The sequence below is a fragment of the Streptomyces sp. BJ20 genome, assembly GCF_022869105.1.
Taxonomy (GTDB): domain Bacteria; phylum Actinomycetota; class Actinomycetes; order Streptomycetales; family Streptomycetaceae; genus Streptomyces; species Streptomyces griseoincarnatus.
Window position 1 is genome coordinate 5,209,787 of sequence record NZ_CP094918.1, and the last position, 17,505, is coordinate 5,227,291.

Consider the following 17,505-nt stretch of genomic DNA (forward strand, 5'->3'; position numbering starts at 1 on the left):
AGGGCGAATTCGCCCGGACGCGATAGGGGGCGCCGTGTCCGAAGAACCGGGCAGTGAGCGGGTGGTCGCGGGACGGTACCGGCTGCTGTCGCCGCTGGGCGAGGGCGGCATGGGCACCGTGTGGCGGGCCCGGGACGAGCTGCTGCACCGCGAGGTCGCGGTGAAGGAGGTCCGCGCCCCGGCGGGCCTGCCGGCGTCCGACGTGGAACGGATGTACGCCCGCCTCGAGCGGGAGGCGTGGGCGGCGGCCCGCATCGCCGACCGCACCGTGGTGACGGTGTACGACGTGGCCACGGAGGACGGCCGTCCGTGGATCGTGATGGAGCTGGTGCGCGGTCTGTCGCTGGCGGAGGTGCTGGACGCGGAGGGTCCGATGACCCCGCGGCGGGCGGCACGTATCGGCGCCGAGGTGCTGGCCGCGCTACGCGCCGCTCACGCGGCCGGGGTGCTGCACCGGGACGTGAAACCCGCCAACGTGCTGATCGCGAACGACGGCCGGGTGGTGCTCACCGACTTCGGGATCGCCACGGTCGAGGGCAGCTCGGCCCTGACGATGACCGGCGAGGTCGTCGGCTCGCCGGAGTTCCTGGCGCCGGAGCGGGCGTTGGGGCGTACCCCCGGTCCGGAGTCCGACCTGTGGTCGCTGGGCGTGCTGCTGTACGCGGCGGTCGAGGGCCACTCCCCGTTCCGGCACGACACCCCGTTGTCCACGCTGCGGGCGATCGTGGACGAGGAGCTGCCGCCGCCCCGCCGGGCGGGTCCGCTCACGCCGGTCGTCGAAGGGCTGCTGCGCAAGGATCCGGCCGAACGCCTCCCCGCGGAACGGGCGTCGGAGTACCTGCGCGTGGTCGCCGCCGGGGGCACTCCGGGCGCGGACCCGGCGCGTACGGCTTCCTCGTACGCGCCCACGGTGGCCGCGCTTCCCGCGCCGCCGCCGACCGACCCGTATCAGCCGCTCGTGACCTACCACCAGCCGTCCGGCGGAGCGCCCACGGCCGCCACGGCGACGGCCCCGCCCCCACGCGGGCGGAGGAGCTCCGCACTGCTGATCGCGGGGCTGGTGCTGCTGATGCTCGCGCTGGCGGGGCTGACGTACGCGCTGCTGGACCAGGACGACGGTGAGCCGGAGGCCGGGAACGGCGGGGCGAGTTCCCCGGCCACGACCGGCGACAAGGGCGCCGGAGGGACGGAGACGGAGGACGACCCGTCGCCTTCCTCCTCCGCGACGGACGACGCGACCGAGGACGAGGGCGACGACGGCGGGCACGAGGAGGAGACCCCGGCCGTCACGGTGTCGGTCGCGGTGACCGGCACGCGCACGGAGTACTCCGGCGCCTGCCCGCCCGCGCACGAGGAGGCGCCCTCGTTCACGGCGACGTTCACGGTGAACCGGCTCCCGGCCGAGGTGCGCTACCGCTGGGCGACCGAGGACGGCTCGGCGGCGGACCGGGGCTGGCGCACCCTGTCGTTCCCCGCGGACGGCGGCCGGACCGAGCGGGACACGGTGGTGGTGACGACGTACTCGGAGAGCGGGGAACTCCACGGCCGGATCGGTGTGGAGGTGCGGGAGCCGGTGCGCGCGACGTCCGGGACCGTGCCGTTCTCGGTGGTGTGCGCGACGGAGACCCCGTCGGGCGGGGCCTCCGCCTCGGCGTCCGGTGCGGACGGGGACGGTTACTGAACCGCGGGGTCAGGCAGCCGAGGTGAGCACCGGGAGGTAGCCGCCCGACTGTCCGGCGGCCTTCGGGTGGTACGAGTTGCCGATGTTCAGCCAGTCCACGCTGTGCAGCCAGGAGTTGCCGGAGCAGATCTCGTGGCCGGTGAACGTGGTGCGGACGTCGCCGAACGTGTAGCCGTACGCGCGGGCGCGCGCGGCGATGGCGCTGTTCAGGTGGTCGGAGGCGTCGTTGATGGCCTTCCGCTTGGTCTCGGAGAGGCCGATGCAGGTGGTGCCGAGCCGGTAGAAGCGGGGGTAGCCGAGCACCACGACATGGGCGTTGGGCGCCCGGTCCCGGATCGCCGTGTAGACGCCGTCGAGCCTGCCGGGCAGCGTCGAGTCGACGAAGGCCCGGGCGGTGGCGATGCGGGAGAGGCAGGAGCTGTCGGACTGGAGCACACAGGTCGTCATGACGTCGGCGAATCCCGCGTCGTTGCCGCCGATGCTGATGGAGACGAGGGCGGTGCTCGCGGAGAGCGGGCCGAGCTGCCCGGAGAGGACATCACCCGTCCGGGCGCCCGAGCAGGCCGTGAAGGAGAAGGACGAGGGGGAGTTCGCGGCCGCCCAGAGGTACGGGTGGGCCTTGGTGCTGCGCTTGCAGTCGCCGCTGGAGGAGATGTAGCTGCCGGCGCCGACACCCGAGGAGTAGGAGTCGCCCAGGGCCACGTACGGGCCGGGGGCCGCCTGCGCGGACGCGTGCGCCGCGGTCGCCCCGGTGAGGGTGGCGGTGACGGCGAGGACCAGAGCGGTGAGGAAGAGGGCAAGTCGGGAACGTCTCATGGAACCTCCCTTTAGCAGGATCTCTGCCTCAACCGTCGTACCAACTACGCGTGTTGAGCGGAAGTGTTCATGTCAAAAGTATTACCGTTGAGTACCGGACAAACACGCGCGCACCGGCGCACGAGGCAAATCGGGTGCACAGGGGGCGCTCGTGACCGATCATGGCGGCATGTCCGCGCACCCACACGACGCCCTGCCGATCCGGCTCAACGTCGACGACAACGACTCCCCGTCCGACGTCGTCGACGCGCTGTTCCTCGGCCGCTTCGCGACGGGCGAGCAGCCCTACTCGCACGCCGTCAACATCGAACGCGTCCGGTCCGGCGCGACGCTCCTGCCCGCGCAGGCGCGGGTGCTGCGGCTCGCCAAGGACGACGACCGCAGCGCCACCCTGGCCGAGGGGGACGGCTGGACGCTGCTGATCTCCCGCTGGAGCCGGGGCGCCGACGTCACGGTGACCGCGACCAGCGCCGACCTGGCGAAGCGGATCCTGGAGGAGGCCACCGACGGCGCGGCCGACGAGCCGGAACCGCAGCCGGAGCACGTCACCATGGGCTTCTGGTACGTCTCCCCTCGGCGCGGCCCGCACCGCACCACCCGGCAGATCACGGCCGGCACCTGGGAGGAGATCCGGCCCAACTACACCGCCCCCGTGGCGGACGCGATGGACCGTCTGATGAAGACCACCCCCGAGGACATCTCGGGGCGGCTGCTCCTGCTGCACGGCCCGCCGGGCACCGGCAAGACCTCCGCGCTGCGCACGCTCGCCCGGTCCTGGCGCGACTGGTGCCAGGTGGACTGCGTCCTGGACCCGGAGCGGCTCTTCTCCGACGTCGGCTATCTCATGGACATCGCGATCGGCGAGGAGGACGCGTCGGGCAGGAACCGCTGGCGGCTGCTGCTCCTGGAGGACTGCGACGAGCTGATCCGGGGCGAGGCAAAGCACACGGCGGGCCAGGCGCTGTCCCGGCTGCTGAACCTCACCGACGGCCTGCTCGGCCAGGGGCGCAACGTCCTGGTGGGCGTCACCACCAACGAGGACCTGGAGCGGCTGCATCCCGCCGTGGTGCGTCCGGGCCGCTGCCTGGCCCGCATCGAGGTGGGGCCGCTGACCCGCAGGGAGGCGGTGAACTGGCTGGGCCACGAGGAGGGCGTCGGACGCGAGGGCGCGACCCTGGCCGAGCTGTACGCCCTGCGCCGGGGCACGTCCCCGACCTCCCTGCCGGAGCCGCGCGGCGACGCGGACGCGGGCCTGTACCTGTAGGAGCCGGGAGGGCCGCATGCCGCTGCTGGTCGGAACCTCGGGATGGCAGTACAAGGACTGGCGCGGCGTGCTGTATCCGCCCGGTCTGCCGGTACGGCTGTGGCTGGAGGAGTACGCGGCCGCCTTCCCCACCGTCGAGGTGAACAACGCGTTCTACCGGCTCCCCTCCCGGGAGACCTTCGCGTCCTGGCGGGAGCGCACCCCGCCGGGCTTCGTCGTCGCGGTCAAGGCGAGCCGCTACCTGACGCACGTCAAGCGGCTGAAGGACCCCGAGGAGCCGGTGGAGCGCCTGATGAGCCGCGCCACCGCCCTCGGCGACCGCCTGGGCCCGGTCCTCCTCCAGCTCCCGCCGACGCTCCAGGCCGACCCCGCGCTCCTGGACGCCTGCCTGCGCTGCTTCCCGGAGTCCACCCGGGTGGCCGTCGAACCCCGCCACCCGTCCTGGTGGACACCGGACGTCCGCACGGTCCTGGAGTCACGCGGCGCCGCCCTCTGCTGGGCGGACGTCCTCTCCCGCCCGGTCACCCCGCTGTGGCGCACCACCGACTGGGGCTACGTCCGCTTCCACCAGGGCCGAGCCCACCCCTGGCCGAACTACGGCCGCCGGTCCCTCCACACCTGGCTGACCCGCATCACCACGACGTGGCCCCGAGAAGCAGACGTGTACGCCTACTTCAACAACGACCCCAACGCGGCAGCGATCCACAACGCCAGAACCCTGACCCGCCTGGGGGCGCGGGGAACTGCGCGCCGAGCCCCCACCCACCGGCGGTGAACACTGAAGGCCCAGCCCCACCCTCAGGGGCGCGGAGAACCGCGCGATCAACCCGAACGAACCCGCAGTGGACACTGAACGTCACTCAAAAACCGCCCGTAGGGCGTCCCGCACCGCGGCCATGGCCACCTCCTCCCCCACCCCCAGCCTCCGAGCCCGCTCAGCAAAAACCGCAGCCGCGGCGGCAACCTCCCTCTCCGCCGCCGACCCAGCGGCAGCGATCACCGTTCCGTTCCGGCCCCGCGTCTCGATCACCCCGTCCGCCTCCAGCGCCCGGTACGCCTTGGCGACCGTGTTCGCCGCGAGGCCGAGGGTCTCGGCCAGCCCCCGCACGGTGGGCAGCCGGTACCCCACCGGCAGCTCCCCCGACCGCGCCTGCTCGGCGATCTGCGCCCGCACCTGCTCGTAAGGCGGTGTTCCGTCCTGGATGTGGATCCGTACAGTCACGCCGCGATTCTCGCGCACCCCCGCCCCGGAGGCCGCATACCCCGGCCACGAAAAATGGGAGGCACCCCGCCGCACCACCTCGTAGCGTGCCCTCACATGACAGTGACCGTCCGCGACGTCCGCCCCGACTCCCGGGCCGACCTGGAGGGCTTCGCCCGCGTACGGCGGGCCGCCCTGCCGTTCATCCTGGTCACCCCCGAGTCTTTGGCCCACGACCTCACCCAGATGCACCCCGACGCCCACTACCGCCCGCTCGTGGCGGTGGACGACGACGGCGAGGTGATCGGCACGGCCCAGGTGCACCTGGTGCACGACAGCACCGTGCCCGGCCAGGGCAACGTCAACGTCTACGTGCACCCCCGGCACACGCGCCGGGGAGGCGGCACGCTGCTGGTGCGCGCCGCCGAGGAGCATCTGACCGCGCACGGCGCGACCCGGCTGCTGGCCTGGGTGCTGGACGAGCCCGGCAACCGCGCCTTCGCCGAGCTGCACGGCTACCGGGCGAGCCGCTCCGCGCACTTCCTCCGCCTGGACCTGGCGCACCGCGAACTGCCCCCGCTCCAGGACCCGCCGCCTGGGGTGGAGCTGCGTCCGGGTTCCGCGTACGCCGACGACCCGCGTCCGCTGTTCGAGCTGGACGCGGAGACCACGGCGGACGAACCGAGCGACGTGGACACGGAGTTCACCGACTACGAGGCGTGGCTCAGGGAGACCTGGCGGCATCCGCTGTTCGACGCGGAGCTGACCACGGTGGCCGTGGTGGACGGCCGGCCCGCCGCGTTCACGGCGGCCCGCACCGACGGTGGCACCCGGTACGCGACGGGCATGACCGGCACGGCCCGCGCCCACCGCGGGCGGGGTCTGGCGAAGCTCGCGAAGAACGACTCGCTGCACCGGGCCCGCGCGGCCGGGTACACGGAGGCCTTCACGGGCAACGACACGGGGAACGAGCCGATGATCGCGATCAACAAGTGGTTCGGCTACGAGCTGTGCGGGACGGAGGTGCGGTATGTCCGCGGACTCGGCTGACGGACCGGCGACGGTCGAGGTGGTCCTGGTCAAGGCGGGCCGCACGAAGATCAGTTACCCGGCGGAGCTGCTCGCCGACGACGGCACCAGGGTGAGCGTGCGCGCCCCGTGGGCGGGCGAGGGCGTGCGCGACTTCGGCTTCGTGCGGTTCGAGCCCGGGGACGTCTTCACGGAGCACTACTGGCGTGACCGCTGGTACTCCGTGAAGGAGGTGCGCGCCTCCGGGGGCGCGCTCAAGGGCCACTACTGCGACATCACCCGCCCGGCCGAGCTGTCCGGGGGCCGCCTGGTGGTGGAGGACCTCGACCTGGACCTGTGGGTCTCCGCCGACGGCACGGACGTACGGCGGCTGGACGAGGACGAGTTCGCGGAGAGCGGCCTGGCCGCCCGGGACCCGGGCGCGGCGGCGGCCGCCGTGGCCGCCCTCGACGAACTGGACGCCCTGGCCCGAGGGGCGGGTCTGGGCGCCCTGCTCGCCTGAGACCCCCTTCGGGCCCGGGGTCACTCCCGCAGGGCCACCACCGCGTACCGCTCGTCGTCGACCTCCCGCCCCCACAGCGCCGGGTCCCCGGACAGCCGCTCCACGCGCACCCGGGCGGTGAGCGGGGCAAGAAGGGCGGTGAGCCGGTCCACGGGTATGCCGGCCGGGCTCACCGCCCCCCACACGCCCTCGACCAGCACCAGCCGTCCGCCCGGCCGCAGCAGGTCGCGCCAGCGGCGCAGCACCCGGCCCGGCTCGGGCAGCGTCCACAGCACGTGCCGGACGAGGACGGCGTCGTACCGCTCGCCGTCGACGGGCGGGCGGGCCGCGTCGCCGGTGAGGAAGACCGCGTGCCTCCCGGCGAGCTTCTGCCGGGCCAGCTGCACCATGGCCGGGGACCGGTCCACGCCGGTGACCCGGTGGCCCTGCTCGGCGGCGAGGAGGGAGAGGCTTCCGGTGCCGCAGCCGAGGTCGAGGACGTCGCCGGGCCGGCCGGGCAGCCAGTCCTTCAGCCGCGCGGCCCATGCGGCGCGCACCTCGGGGTCGCGCAGGCCGTGGTCCGGCTCCTCGTCGAAGGTGGCCGCCCGCGCGTCCCAGTCGACACCGCCGGCGTCCGTCCCTTCACCGTCATCTGTGGTCATGGGCTCAGGGTGACACCGGCCACTGACAGTCGATTCGTGATCGGGGCCACAGACACGACGGGACGGATGAGGAACTCTCCCCCGAAAGGTTCACCGCCGTGGGAACGGGTGACCCGGTGGGCCTTCGAGGAGGCAGCCATGCGCCGCGTCACCGTGCGGAAGCCCTCGAGGAGGACGGACGCCCGCCGGGTCCGTGAGGAGGCCGACGAGCGTCCCGCGGAGCGCCCCGAGGTCCGCAAGGACGTCGCCCGCACCTGGTGGCCCGACGGCTGAACGCCCCCCGGGGTTCAGCTCAGCCGCCTGCGGTAGTGGATCCGGTCGTACGGGCCGGTCACCCGCCGCTCCACGGTCTCGTAGCCGAGCCGCGGGTAGATCTTCTGGTTCTCCCGCATCATGGCGTTCGTGAACAGCCGGATCTCGGGCAGTCCGAGCGCCCGCGCCCGGGCCTCCGCGAACTCCAGCAGCAGCCGTCCGAGACCGGCGCCCTGCGCGTCGGGGAGGACGGCGACGGTGTCCAGGTACAGGTGGCCCGCGCGGGGCTCCAGCACGACGAGGCCGGCCACGCGCGCGGTCCCGCCGTCCTCCGGGAGCTCCGCGACGAACACCCGGCCCGCGGCCACGTCCGCCGCGTGGTCCGCCTCCATGGGCACCGGCACGACTCCGATGCGCGCCACGTAGGGGCGGAAGGCCGCGTCGACCACCGCTTCCACGGCCGGTACGTCGGCGGCGACGGCCGGCCTGATCCGTGCGTTCGTCATGCGGGCACGGTACCTACCTGATCCCAGTCCGAACGCTCCCTTAAAGCGACCATAAGGATCTCCCCGTACCGCCCTCACCGGGCGATTTCCGGGTTTCCCGGGGCTAGTTTCTGAGCCACCCCCACGGGATCCCCCCGGGGTTCCCCCATGAGATCCGCTGTTCGCCGAGGAGTTGCTGCCCCATGTCCGCTCGCCGCAAGGCCGCTGTCGCCGCCATGGCTCTCGCCCCGCTCGCCCTCACCGGACTGGCCGCCACGCCGGCCGCCGCCCACGGTTCGATGGGCGACCCGGTCAGCCGGGTCTTCCAGTGCTTCGGCGAAGGGCCGGAGAGCCCGAAGTCGGAGGCGTGCAAGGCGGCCGTCGCGGCCGGCGGCACCCAGGCGCTGTACGACTGGAACGGTGTCCGCATCGGTGACGCGGGCGGACGTCACCAGGAGCTGATTCCGGACGGCAAGCTGTGCAGCGCGGGCAACGAGGCGTTCAAGGGCCTCGACCTGGCGCGCGCCGACTGGCCGGCGACGAGCGTGTCCAGCGGCGACCACACCTTCAAGTACCGCGTGACGGCCCCGCACAAGGGCACCTTCACGGTGTACATCACCAAGCCCGGCTACGACCCGGCCCAGCCGCTGGCCTGGGACGACCTGGACCTGGCCAACCCGGTGGCGACCTCCACCGACCCGGGCGCGGCCGACGGCTTCTACACCTTCTCCGGCACCCTTCCGGAGCGCTCCGGGCAGCAGCTGCTGTACGCGGTCTGGCAGCGGTCGGACAGCCCGGAGGCGTTCTACTCCTGCTCGGACGTCACCTTCGGCGGCGCCCAGGCGGGCGGCGGCGCGGCCGGCGGCGGAACGGCGGACAAGGGCGGCGAGGCGGACAAGGGCGGCCAGGCGGAGAAGGGCGAGGACGCCGCGAGTGGCGACGCCCAGGAGGCGCCCGCCCCGGCGCCGTCCGCCTCCGCCCCGTCCCAGGAGCAGATCGAGGCCGGCGCCGGGAAGTCGACGGTCGAGAACCACGGGCACGGTGACGACGACCCCGCCACCACGGCCGACCCGGTCGCCGCGGACACCGGGAACCAGCTGAAGGCGGCCGGCGGCGGGCAGGACCTGGCGGAGACCGGCGGCGACGCGAACACGCCGTACCTGATGATCGGCGGCGCCGCGGCGCTGGCGCTCGGCTCGGCCGCGCTGTTCGCCTCCGCTCGGCGGCGCACGGCGGCCGGACGCCACGGGCGCTGACCCGGCGGCGGGTCCCTGTCCGGCGGCTCAGGCCGGACAGGGACCCGCTGCTTCCCACCTCGGGCTGACACGTGTCAACTGAACACGGAGGCGCAGGTGGTGGGTTTCGCGCGGGCAGGGTCGAGGGCGTTCGCCACCTCGTGGAAGGCGATCCGGTCGAGCAGCCCGATGGCCAGGTGCTCGGAGAGGTCGACCGCGCAGAGGTCCTGGAGGACCACGTTGCGGACGTTCGGCCCGGTCAGGAAGGCGCTGCGGTACGGGGTGACGACCTGGTCGTACTTGGTGGCGATGACGGTGTAGCGGACGCCGGGGACGGTGTCGCCGCCCGCGTTGAGCTTGGTGAGGAAGGCGGAGCCGGCGATCTGGTCGGCGAGGGCGGGGGTGGCCGTGCCGAGGAGGTCCTCGGCGCCGGGGAAGTAGGGCAGCAGCGCGGTGAGACCGCTGAGCGTCGTGCCGTGGTTGCTGGGGGCGATGCCGATGAGGGCGTTCACCTCGGCGGCGCCGCCGAGGAACTTGAGGTAGTAGCGGGGCATCATGCCGCCCTGGGAGTGGCCGACGACGTCGACCTTCGCGGCGCCGGTCGCGGCGCGCACCCGGTCGACGTAGGCGTCGAGCTGCTCGGCGGACTTCTCGACGGGGCCGAGGCCGTGGAAGAAGGGGACGCCGGGGAGCTGGCCGTAGTCGAGGGAGAAGACGCAGTAGCCGCGGTTCTTCAAGTAGGGCGCGAGGCCCAGCCAGTTGTCGACGGAGTTGCCGAAGGTGCCGTGGACCAGGACGACGGGGCGGGGGTGGGCGGCGGAGGGCTTGCAGGTGAAGTCGTTCCAGCCGGAGCTGGGTGCGGCGGCGGCCTGCGCGCCCGACGCGGCGGGGGCGGTGACGGCGACCGCGGCCAGCAGGAACGCGGCCAGCGGTCTGATCACCCGCTTCCAGGGCAGCATCGTGTGATCTCCTTGCGGCTCAAGGGGAAGGGTGGGGTCCTACGCCCTGTGATCCGGATCACGGGATGCTGTTCACTCATCAAGTTACGGGCGAGTAGGGAAAGCCGGGAAGTTACGGGTCGGTAAAAAATCCCATGACTCCCCCACATCCCCCCGCCGCGACCTGATATTGCGTCATCGAACGGGACAAAGCACCGCTGTCCTCAGGCCGCCAGCGTCCCCGGCATCAGCGCGTGCGGGCCGAACTTGGCCCGTACGCGGTCCGCGACCTCCTCGATGCGGCGCACCTTCTCGTCCACCGGGTCGAAGGTGAGCTGGTGGGCGGCCTGTTCGGCGGGGTCGAGGCCCTCCGCGCGCAGCACCACCGCGCGTACCCGGGCGCGCTGCAGACCGAGCGCCTCGTACAGGCCGTACGCCGCCCTGGTGAGCGCGGGCGAGTGCGCGGTCGGCTCGGGGAGGGTGCGGGTGCGGGTGGTCGCCGACCGGTCGGCGTAGCGGACGGTGAGGCTGAGGCCGCGGCAGACCTTGTCCAGCGCGCGCAGCCGGGCGCCCAGCTCCTCGGCGGCCGAGAGCAGGGCGCGCCGGTGCCGGCCGGGGTCCAGCTCGTCGCGGGTGAAGGGACGTTCGGCGGCCAGGGAGCGCGAGACGGCGTTGGGGACGACCCGGCCCCGGTCGACGCCGCCCGCCTTCTCGTGCAGCTCGCGTCCGGCGCGGGCGCCCACCAGCCGCTGGAGCGTGGACAGCGGGGCGGCGGCAACCCGGCCGAGGGTGTCCAGGCCGTACTCGCACAGGGTGCGGGCGGTTTTGGCGCCCACGCCGGGCAGCGCGACGACGGGCTGTCCGGCGAGGAACTCCCGCACCTCGTCCTCGGCCACCGCGCGGGTCCGGCCCGGCCTGGCCTCCCGCAGCGCCATGCGGGCCGTCATCGGTCCGGGTCCCGCGCCGATCACGCAGTCGACGCCGTGCAGGGCGAGGGCGCGCACCCGGATCACCGAGGCCAGTTCCAGCGCGGTGCGCCCGAAGTACCGTTCGGCGCCGCGCAGATCGGCCAGCGCCCCGTCCGGTGGCAGGGCCTGCACGACGGGGGTGAACTCCTCCAGCAGGCCGAGCAGCCCCGGCAGGGCCGCCTCGTACATCGGCGGCAGCTGGAAACGTACGCAGAGAATGGTCATCCCGCACTCCCCGGACTCTGGTGCCACAACTTCCTTCCCACCGCGGGCCCTTCGCCCGCGGGGCGCAGATCGGCCCAGGGGTGCATCTCGTACCCCGTGGGCATGCGGATCGTCCGTTCCTCCATCGGATCCCGGGCGGCCGAGCCGGCCGGCGCGGGCAGCCCGTCCGAACCGGCCAGCCGCCTGCGGGCCGGCGCGTCGCCGTCGTCGGCGGCCCCGGAGCCGTTGCCGGCCGGCGCGGCGAGCCGCGCGGCGACCCCTTCCAGCCCCTCCTCCCGGCGGATCTCCAGCAGGTCGGCGAGGTTCCACGCGGCGGAGCCGACCACGCTGAAGCTGCGCGGGCCGCGCCGCTGCACCACCCCGCGCACCAGCAGCAGCCAGGAGTGGAAGACGGTGTGGGCGCAGGTGTCGTGCGAGTCGTCGAAGAACGCGAGGTCGACCAGGCCCGTGCCGTCGTCCAGGGTGGAGAAGATGACCCGCCGCCCGGAGCGGATGGGCGGGGTCTGGGTGGCCGCCTTGGCGCCCGCGACCAGCACCGTCTCTCCGTGCCGCACCTCGCGCAGCCGCCGCGCGGAGACCACGCCCAGCTCCTTGAGGAAGGTGCCGTGGTCGTCCATCAGATGGCGGGAGGCGTCCATGGACAGCACGCCGAGTTCGGCGCTGAGCTTCTCCGGTTCGGTGAGGTCGGGCAGCCCGGCGGAGGCGGTCCGCCGGCCCCCGGACAGCGGGAGCTGGTCACCTCGCCCGCCGCGGGCGCCGCGGTGCAGTTCGGTCAGGTGCAGCTGGAGGTCACGGCGGTTGGCGCCGAACGCGTCGAGCGCGCCGACCTGGGCGAGCCGCCCGGCGAGCGGACGGCTGGGCCGGGCCCGCTCCCAGAAGTCGAGCAGCGAGGCGTACGGCTGGCCCTCGGCGATCCGCTCCGCCTCGGCCTCGCTGATGCCGTGCACGTCGGACAGCGCCAGGCGCAGGCCCCATACCGGCTTCCCGCCCTTCGGCGCCCCCTTCACATCCCCCGAATCAGACACCAGTTCGATCCTGTGTGCGACCCCCGACTTGTTCACGTCCAACGGCAGCACCGGCACCCCTCGCCGCCGGGCGTCCGCCAGCAGCAGCCGCTTCGGGTACATGCCGGGGTCGTGGGTGAGCAGCCCGGCGTAGAAGGCGGCCGGGTGGTGCGCTTTCAGCCACGCCGACTGGTACGTCGGCACGGCGAAGGCGACCGCGTGCGCCTTGCAGAAGCCGTAGGAGCCGAAGGCCTCCACGATCTCCCAGGTCCGCTGAATCGTTTCCGCGTCGTAGCCCCGGGCCGCCGCGTGCTGGGCGAACCACACCTTGATCCGCCCCTGCGACTCAGGGTCGGACAGCCCGCGCCGCACCCGGTCCGCCTCGCCGCGCCCGCAACCGGTCAGCACCGAGACGATGTCGATCACCTGCTCGTGGAAGACCACGACGCCGTACGTCCCCTTCAGCGCCTCCTCCAGGTCCGGGTGCGGGTAGCGCACCGGCGTCCGCCCGTGCCGGGCCTCGATGAACGGCCTCACCATGTCGGCGGCGACCGGTCCCGGCCGGAACAGCGAGATGTCCACGACCAGGTCGTGGAAGGTCGACGGCTGGAGCCGCCCCACCAGGTCCCGCTGGCCGGGTGACTCGATCTGGAAGCAGCCGAGCGTCTCGGTCGACCGGATCAGCCCGTACGTCGCCGGATCACCGTCCGGGACCGCGTCCAGGTCGATCCGCTCCCCCGTCGCCCGCTCCACCTCGCCGACCGCGTGCGCCATCGCCGACTGCATCCGCACGCCCAGCACGTCCAGCTTGAGCAGCCCCAGGTCCTCCACGTCGTCCTTGTCGAACTGCGCCATCGGGAAACCCTCGCCGCTGGTCGGCATGACCGGCGTCCGGTTCAGCAGGGAGGCGTCGGACAGCAGCACCCCGCAGGGGTGCATGGCGACCCCGCGCGGCAGCGCGTCGAGGGCCTCGACCAGCTCCCACAGCCTGCCGTACTTCTCCTTCTCCCCCGCCAGCTGCCGCAGTTCGGGCAGCTCCTCGAGCGCCGCGCGGGCGTCGCGGGCACGGATGTGCGGAAAGGACTTGGCGACCCGGTCGATCTCGGCCGGGTCCATGGACAGCGCGGCGCCGACGTCCCGGACGGCGTGGCGTACCCGGTAGGTCTCCGGCATGGCGACCGTGGCGACCCGCTCGGCGCCGAACCGGCCGATGATCGCGCGGTAGACCTCGAGCCGCCGCGCGGACTCCACGTCGATGTCGATGTCCGGCAGCACCACCCGCTCCTTGGACAGGAAGCGCTCCATCAGCAGCCCGTGCTCGACCGGGTCGGCGTGCGCGATACCCAGCAGGTGGTTGACCAGGGAGCCGGCGCCGGATCCCCGCGCGGCGACCCGGATGCCCATGTCCCGCACGTCGTCGACCACCTGGGCGACGGTGAGGAAGTAGGAGGCGAAGCCGTGGTGGGCGATGATGTCCAGCTCGTGGTGCATCCGCTCCCAGTACTCCCGGCGGCGGTCGTAGCCGCGCAGCACCATGCCCGCCGTCGCGCGGGAGGCCAGCGCCCGCTGGGCGGTGCGGCGGCCGGCGCCGACGAGGTGCGGCTCGGGGAAGTGGACGCTGCCCATGCCGAGGTCGTCCTCGGGGTCGACCAGGCACTCGGCGGCCGTGGTCTGCGTCTGGTCGAGCAGCCGCAGGGCGGTGTCGCGGCGGAAGCCGGCGGCCTCCACGATCCGCTCGGCCGTCTCCAGCATGGCGCCCTGGTCCTTCAGCCAGGCCTCGCCGGAGTCCAGCCCTTTGGCCGGGTCGACCGGGACCAGTCGGCGGGCCGCGTCCAGCACGTCGGCGACCGGGCCGAGGCCGGGGTCGGCGTACCGGACGGCGTTGCTGAGCACGGGCCGCACGCGCTGCTCGGCGGCGAAGCCCAGGGTGCGGGCGGCCAGCCGCAGCGAGCCGGGTCCGGTGCCGGTGCGGCCGTGCCAGACGGCCTCCAGGCGCAGCGCGTCGCCGTACACCTCGCGCCAGGGGGCGAGCAGCCGGGCGGCGCGGTCGGGGCGTCCCGCGGCGAGGGCGCGGCCGACGTCGGAGTCGGGGCCGAGCAGGACGGTCAGCCCGCCGGCGTGGTTGTCCTCCCAGTCCAGCCGGGGCAGGCCGTCGGCGGTGTGGGCGGCGGAGACCAGCCGGCACAGGTCGGCCCAGCCGCGGGCGCCGTCCCGGGCGAGGAAGGTCACGCGCGGTGTCGACTCGTCGATGAAGGCACCGCCGCGCACCGGGGTGCGGAGGCGGTCCCGCCGTACGGAGCTGTCGCCGGGGGCGGGGGCGGCGGCCGGGGGCGTCACCGCCAGCTCCGCGCCGAACAGCGGGCGGACGCCGGCCTTGGCGCAGGCCTTGGCGAAGCGTACGGACCCGGCGAGGGTGTCGCGGTCGGTGAGGGCGAGGGCGTCCATGCCGCGCTCGGAGGCGCGCTCGGCCAGCCGTTCCGGGTGGGAGGCGCCGTAGCGCAGGGAGAACCCGGAGACGGTGTGCAGATGCGTGAAACCCGGCACACGCACCTCCCGCACTCGTGAGTCCCGACCGTCTATCGAACAACTGTTCCCAGTCACCTCACCCCCACCATAGACCAATTTTCGAATGAGTGTGCGACATCCGTTCGGCCCTGTCCCACCTGCGCAAACGCCCGCTCCCCCGGACCGTGGGGACATGACACAGAGCACCGGCCCCGGGGCCCGACCCCGCTCGTTCCTCGGGGAGGTGCGCGACGCCGTCACCCCGCGGGCCACCCTGCTGGTGCTCGGCGTGATCGCGCTGATGCTGCTGTTCATCACCTCGTACGTGGGCGCCCTGCACCACCCGGCCCTGCGGGACGCGGCCGTCGGGGTCGTCGCGCCCCCGCCCGTGGCGAAGGAGACCGTGACCCGGCTGGAGGAGCTGCCGGGCTCGCCGCTGGATCCCCGGACGGTGGCGGACGAGGCGACCGCCCGCCGGCAGATCGAGGACCGGGACATCGACGGGGCCCTGGTGGTCGACCCCGAGGGGACCACCGACACCCTGCTGGTCGCCACCGGTGGCGGCACCTCGCTGGCCACCGCCCTGGAGCGGCTCTTCACCGAGGTGGAGCGGGACGAGCGGCGCACCCTGCGGGTCGAGGACGTCGCCCCGGCCTCCGCCCAGGACGCCAACGGGCTGTCGTCGTTCTACGTGGTGGTCGGCTGGTGCGTGGGCGGCTATCTGTGCGCGTCGATCCTGGCGATCAGCTCGGGCGCCCGCGCGTCCACCCCGCGCCGGGCGGTGATCCGGCTCGGTGCCATGGCCGTGGTCGCGGTGCTCGGGGGGCTCGGCGGCGCGCTGATCGCCGGACCGGCCCTGGACGCGCTGCCGGACGGGTTCGCGGGGCTGTGGGGGCTGGGGGCGCTGATCATCTTCGCGGTGGGCGCCGCCACGCTCGCGCTCCAGGCCGTCTTCGGGGTCATCGGGATCGGCGTGGCGATCCTCATCGTGGTGATCCTCGGCAACCCCAGTTCGGGCGGCGCCCTGCCGGGGCCGCTGCTGCCACCGTTCTGGGCGGCGATCGGACCGGCGCTGCCCCCGGGCGCGGGCACCTGGGCGGCCCGCTCGATCGTGTACTTCCGGGGCAACGGCGTGACCGGCCCGCTGCTGGTGCTGTCCGCCTGGGCCGTGGCGGGGACCGTCGTCACCGTGCTGATGTCGGCGCTGCGCCGGCGGCCGGAGCCGGAACCGGCGCGCACGGCACGAGGATCCGGTGCCTGAACGCGGACGTCCCGCCCCTCCGCGCGGGAGGAACGGGACGCCGTGCCTGCCGGAGCGGGCTCAGCCGATCTGCGTACCGGTGGCCGACAGGGCCTCGGTGACGGGCTGGAAGAAGGTCGTGCCGCCGGAGGTGCAGTCGCCGCTACCGCCGGAGGTGAGACCGACCGCGCTGCTGCCCGAGAAGAGCGAGCCGCCGCTGTCGCCGGGCTCGGCGCACACGTCGGTCTGGATCAGACCGTTGACGATGTCGCCGTTGCCGTAGTTCACGGTGGCGTCCAGGCCGGTGACCGTGCCGGAGTGGACCTGGGTGGTGGAGCCGCTGCGGGTCACCTGCATGCCGACGGTCGCCTCGGCCGCGCCGGAGATCGACTGCGAGGAGCCGTCGTAGAGGTTCACCTCGCTCGGGTGCGCCACGTCGGCCGTGTACTTGACCAGGCCGTAGTCGTCGCCCGGGAAGCTGGACGCGGCGTTCTCGCCGATGACGCCGCCCGAGGAGTCCGACCAGGTCGAGATCCCCTCGGTGCAGTGGCCCGCGGTGAGGAAGTGCGGCTCGCCGCCCTTGGTCACGTTGAAGCCCAGCGAGCAGCGCCCGCCGTTGCCGGTGATGGCGTCGCCGCCCGCGACGAAGGGCTTGAACTCACCCTTGGTGCGCTGGAGCTCGACCGTGGTGCCGAGGCCCTCGGCGACCTCGGTCAGCTTGGCCCATTCGGCCTTGGAGACCGTGCGGTCGGCCGTGACGACGACCTTGTTGGCGACCGGGTCGGTCACCCAGGACGTGCCCGGGACGGTGGCGTCCTGCTGGAGCGCGGTGCGCGCGCTCTTCAGGTCGGCGAGCGAGTTCGCCACGACTCTGGCCTTCGCGCCGGCCGACTCGACGGCTTCGGCCGCGGTCTCGTCGAGCACGTTCACCACGAGGCTCTTGGTCTTCGCGTCGTAGTACGTTCCCGCCGCGTCGGTGCCCAGGTCCTGGAGCAGCGTCGAGGCGAGGTTTCCGGCCGCCTGGACCGAGAGGGTGCGGGGCGCGGCGTCGGCCGGGACCTCACTGGCGTTCGCAGTCTGGAAGGTGACCGCGCCCGCGGCCAGTGCGGCGATGCCCGCACCCGCCATGACGGCACGGCGCCTGGGTATGCGTCGGTGCTTCAACTCACGTCCTCCTGTGGGGGGGACGGCCCGGAGGGGTTGTGGGGACCTCGCCGGACCGGAAGGCGTACGGCCACGGGGGTGGAACACAGCAAAAGGCACGCCCGCGCCGGTTGAACGCCGCCTACTCTTCCGAACGTCACAGGGCGCTCACAAGGTCGACTTCCAGACGCGCGTGCGACAACATCCGTGCGCCCTCTATGTCCTGACAGTTCATGGAGACGCGGGACGGTTCACACTGCAAACGTCACGCGGGGGTCACCGGGGGCACGTACCGCCCGTTCGGTCGATGGCTGAAAATCGCCCCTCCACGGCAGGATCCGTCCGGTGCGCGGCGCGCGGGAGTCGCGATCGCACC

16 protein-coding genes are annotated in these 17,505 nt (G+C 73.5%); 8 read left to right on the forward strand and 8 right to left on the reverse strand.

Annotated features, from left to right (window positions below; genetic code table 11):
* The first annotated feature begins 61 nt into the window (after positions 1-61).
* The gene (locus tag MTR79_RS23565; RefSeq protein ID WP_244793285.1) at positions 62-1,681 is read left to right on the forward strand and encodes a serine/threonine-protein kinase; all 1,620 of its coding nucleotides are present in this window, start codon (positions 62-64) and stop codon (positions 1,679-1,681) included.
* Between the two features lie 9 nt (positions 1,682-1,690).
* Here the strand turns inward: MTR79_RS23565 and MTR79_RS23570 are convergent, their stop codons facing one another.
* Positions 1,691-2,497, reverse strand: coding sequence for an SGNH/GDSL hydrolase family protein (locus MTR79_RS23570; protein ID WP_244791919.1), 807 nt, complete (start codon positions 2,495-2,497; stop codon positions 1,691-1,693).
* 169 nt (positions 2,498-2,666) lie between these two features.
* Here MTR79_RS23570 and MTR79_RS23575 point away from each other — a divergent pair, with 169 nt between their 5' ends.
* A complete protein-coding gene (locus tag MTR79_RS23575; protein ID WP_189365994.1) occupies positions 2,667-3,761 on the forward strand; it encodes a DUF5925 domain-containing protein in 1,095 nt (364 codons plus the stop codon).
* 16 nt (positions 3,762-3,777) lie between these two features.
* Entirely contained in the window at positions 3,778-4,536 is a 759-nt protein-coding gene (locus tag MTR79_RS23580; protein ID WP_086700002.1) for a DUF72 domain-containing protein, read from the forward strand.
* Between the two features lie 81 nt (positions 4,537-4,617).
* Here MTR79_RS23580 and MTR79_RS23585 read toward each other — a convergent pair whose 3' ends face one another.
* Positions 4,618-4,983 (reverse strand): GntR family transcriptional regulator, encoded by a 366-nt coding sequence (locus tag MTR79_RS23585; RefSeq protein WP_086700016.1) that lies wholly within the window; start codon positions 4,981-4,983, stop codon positions 4,618-4,620.
* A gap of 96 nt (positions 4,984-5,079) precedes the next feature.
* On the opposite strand from MTR79_RS23585, the gene MTR79_RS23590 reads away from it, so the two are divergent.
* Together MTR79_RS23590 and MTR79_RS23595 are read left to right on the forward strand one after the other, a co-directional pair.
* Complete coding sequence (locus tag MTR79_RS23590) at positions 5,080-6,012, forward strand: GNAT family N-acetyltransferase (protein ID WP_086700001.1); 933 nt, start codon at positions 5,080-5,082, stop codon at positions 6,010-6,012.
* A complete protein-coding gene (locus tag MTR79_RS23595) occupies positions 5,993-6,493 on the forward strand; it encodes a DUF402 domain-containing protein (RefSeq protein WP_086699999.1) in 501 nt (166 codons plus the stop codon). Before MTR79_RS23590 ends, MTR79_RS23595 begins: the two co-directional genes overlap by 20 nt.
* Positions 6,494-6,513: 20 nt before the next feature.
* On the opposite strand, the gene MTR79_RS23600 is transcribed toward MTR79_RS23595, so the two are convergent.
* Entirely contained in the window at positions 6,514-7,134 is a 621-nt protein-coding gene (locus MTR79_RS23600) for a class I SAM-dependent methyltransferase (protein WP_189365998.1), read from the reverse strand.
* A 138-nt stretch (positions 7,135-7,272) separates the two neighbouring features.
* Here MTR79_RS23600 and MTR79_RS33630 point away from each other — a divergent pair, with 138 nt between their 5' ends.
* A complete protein-coding gene (locus MTR79_RS33630; protein WP_086700014.1) occupies positions 7,273-7,407 on the forward strand; it encodes a hypothetical protein in 135 nt (44 codons plus the stop codon).
* A 14-nt stretch (positions 7,408-7,421) separates the two neighbouring features.
* On the opposite strand, the gene MTR79_RS23605 is transcribed toward MTR79_RS33630, so the two are convergent.
* Positions 7,422-7,892, reverse strand: coding sequence for a GNAT family N-acetyltransferase (locus tag MTR79_RS23605; protein WP_244791920.1), 471 nt, complete (start codon positions 7,890-7,892; stop codon positions 7,422-7,424).
* 182 nt (positions 7,893-8,074) lie between these two features.
* On the opposite strand from MTR79_RS23605, the gene MTR79_RS23610 reads away from it, so the two are divergent.
* Complete coding sequence (locus MTR79_RS23610) at positions 8,075-9,127, forward strand: lytic polysaccharide monooxygenase (protein ID WP_244791921.1); 1,053 nt, start codon at positions 8,075-8,077, stop codon at positions 9,125-9,127.
* A gap of 74 nt (positions 9,128-9,201) precedes the next feature.
* Here MTR79_RS23610 and MTR79_RS23615 read toward each other — a convergent pair whose 3' ends face one another.
* The 3 genes from MTR79_RS23615 to MTR79_RS23625 form a co-directional block, all read right to left on the reverse strand.
* Positions 9,202-10,065 (reverse strand): alpha/beta fold hydrolase, encoded by an 864-nt coding sequence (locus MTR79_RS23615; protein WP_244791922.1) that lies wholly within the window; start codon positions 10,063-10,065, stop codon positions 9,202-9,204.
* 203 nt (positions 10,066-10,268) lie between these two features.
* Complete coding sequence (locus MTR79_RS23620; protein ID WP_189366002.1) at positions 10,269-11,237, reverse strand: hypothetical protein; 969 nt, start codon at positions 11,235-11,237, stop codon at positions 10,269-10,271.
* Positions 11,234-14,785 (reverse strand): DNA polymerase III subunit alpha, encoded by a 3,552-nt coding sequence (locus MTR79_RS23625; RefSeq protein WP_244791923.1) that lies wholly within the window; start codon positions 14,783-14,785, stop codon positions 11,234-11,236. The genes MTR79_RS23620 and MTR79_RS23625 overlap by 4 nt, the downstream gene beginning before the upstream one ends.
* Before the next feature lie 154 nt (positions 14,786-14,939).
* Here MTR79_RS23625 and MTR79_RS23630 point away from each other — a divergent pair, with 154 nt between their 5' ends.
* On the forward strand, positions 14,940-16,007 hold the full coding sequence (locus tag MTR79_RS23630; protein ID WP_086702723.1) for a DUF3533 domain-containing protein: 1,068 nt from the start codon (positions 14,940-14,942) through the stop codon (positions 16,005-16,007).
* Between the two features lie 60 nt (positions 16,008-16,067).
* Here MTR79_RS23630 and MTR79_RS23635 read toward each other — a convergent pair whose 3' ends face one another.
* On the reverse strand, positions 16,068-17,114 hold the full coding sequence (locus MTR79_RS23635; RefSeq protein WP_189366024.1) for a S1 family peptidase: 1,047 nt from the start codon (positions 17,112-17,114) through the stop codon (positions 16,068-16,070).
* Positions 17,115-17,505: the final 391 nt, after the last annotated feature.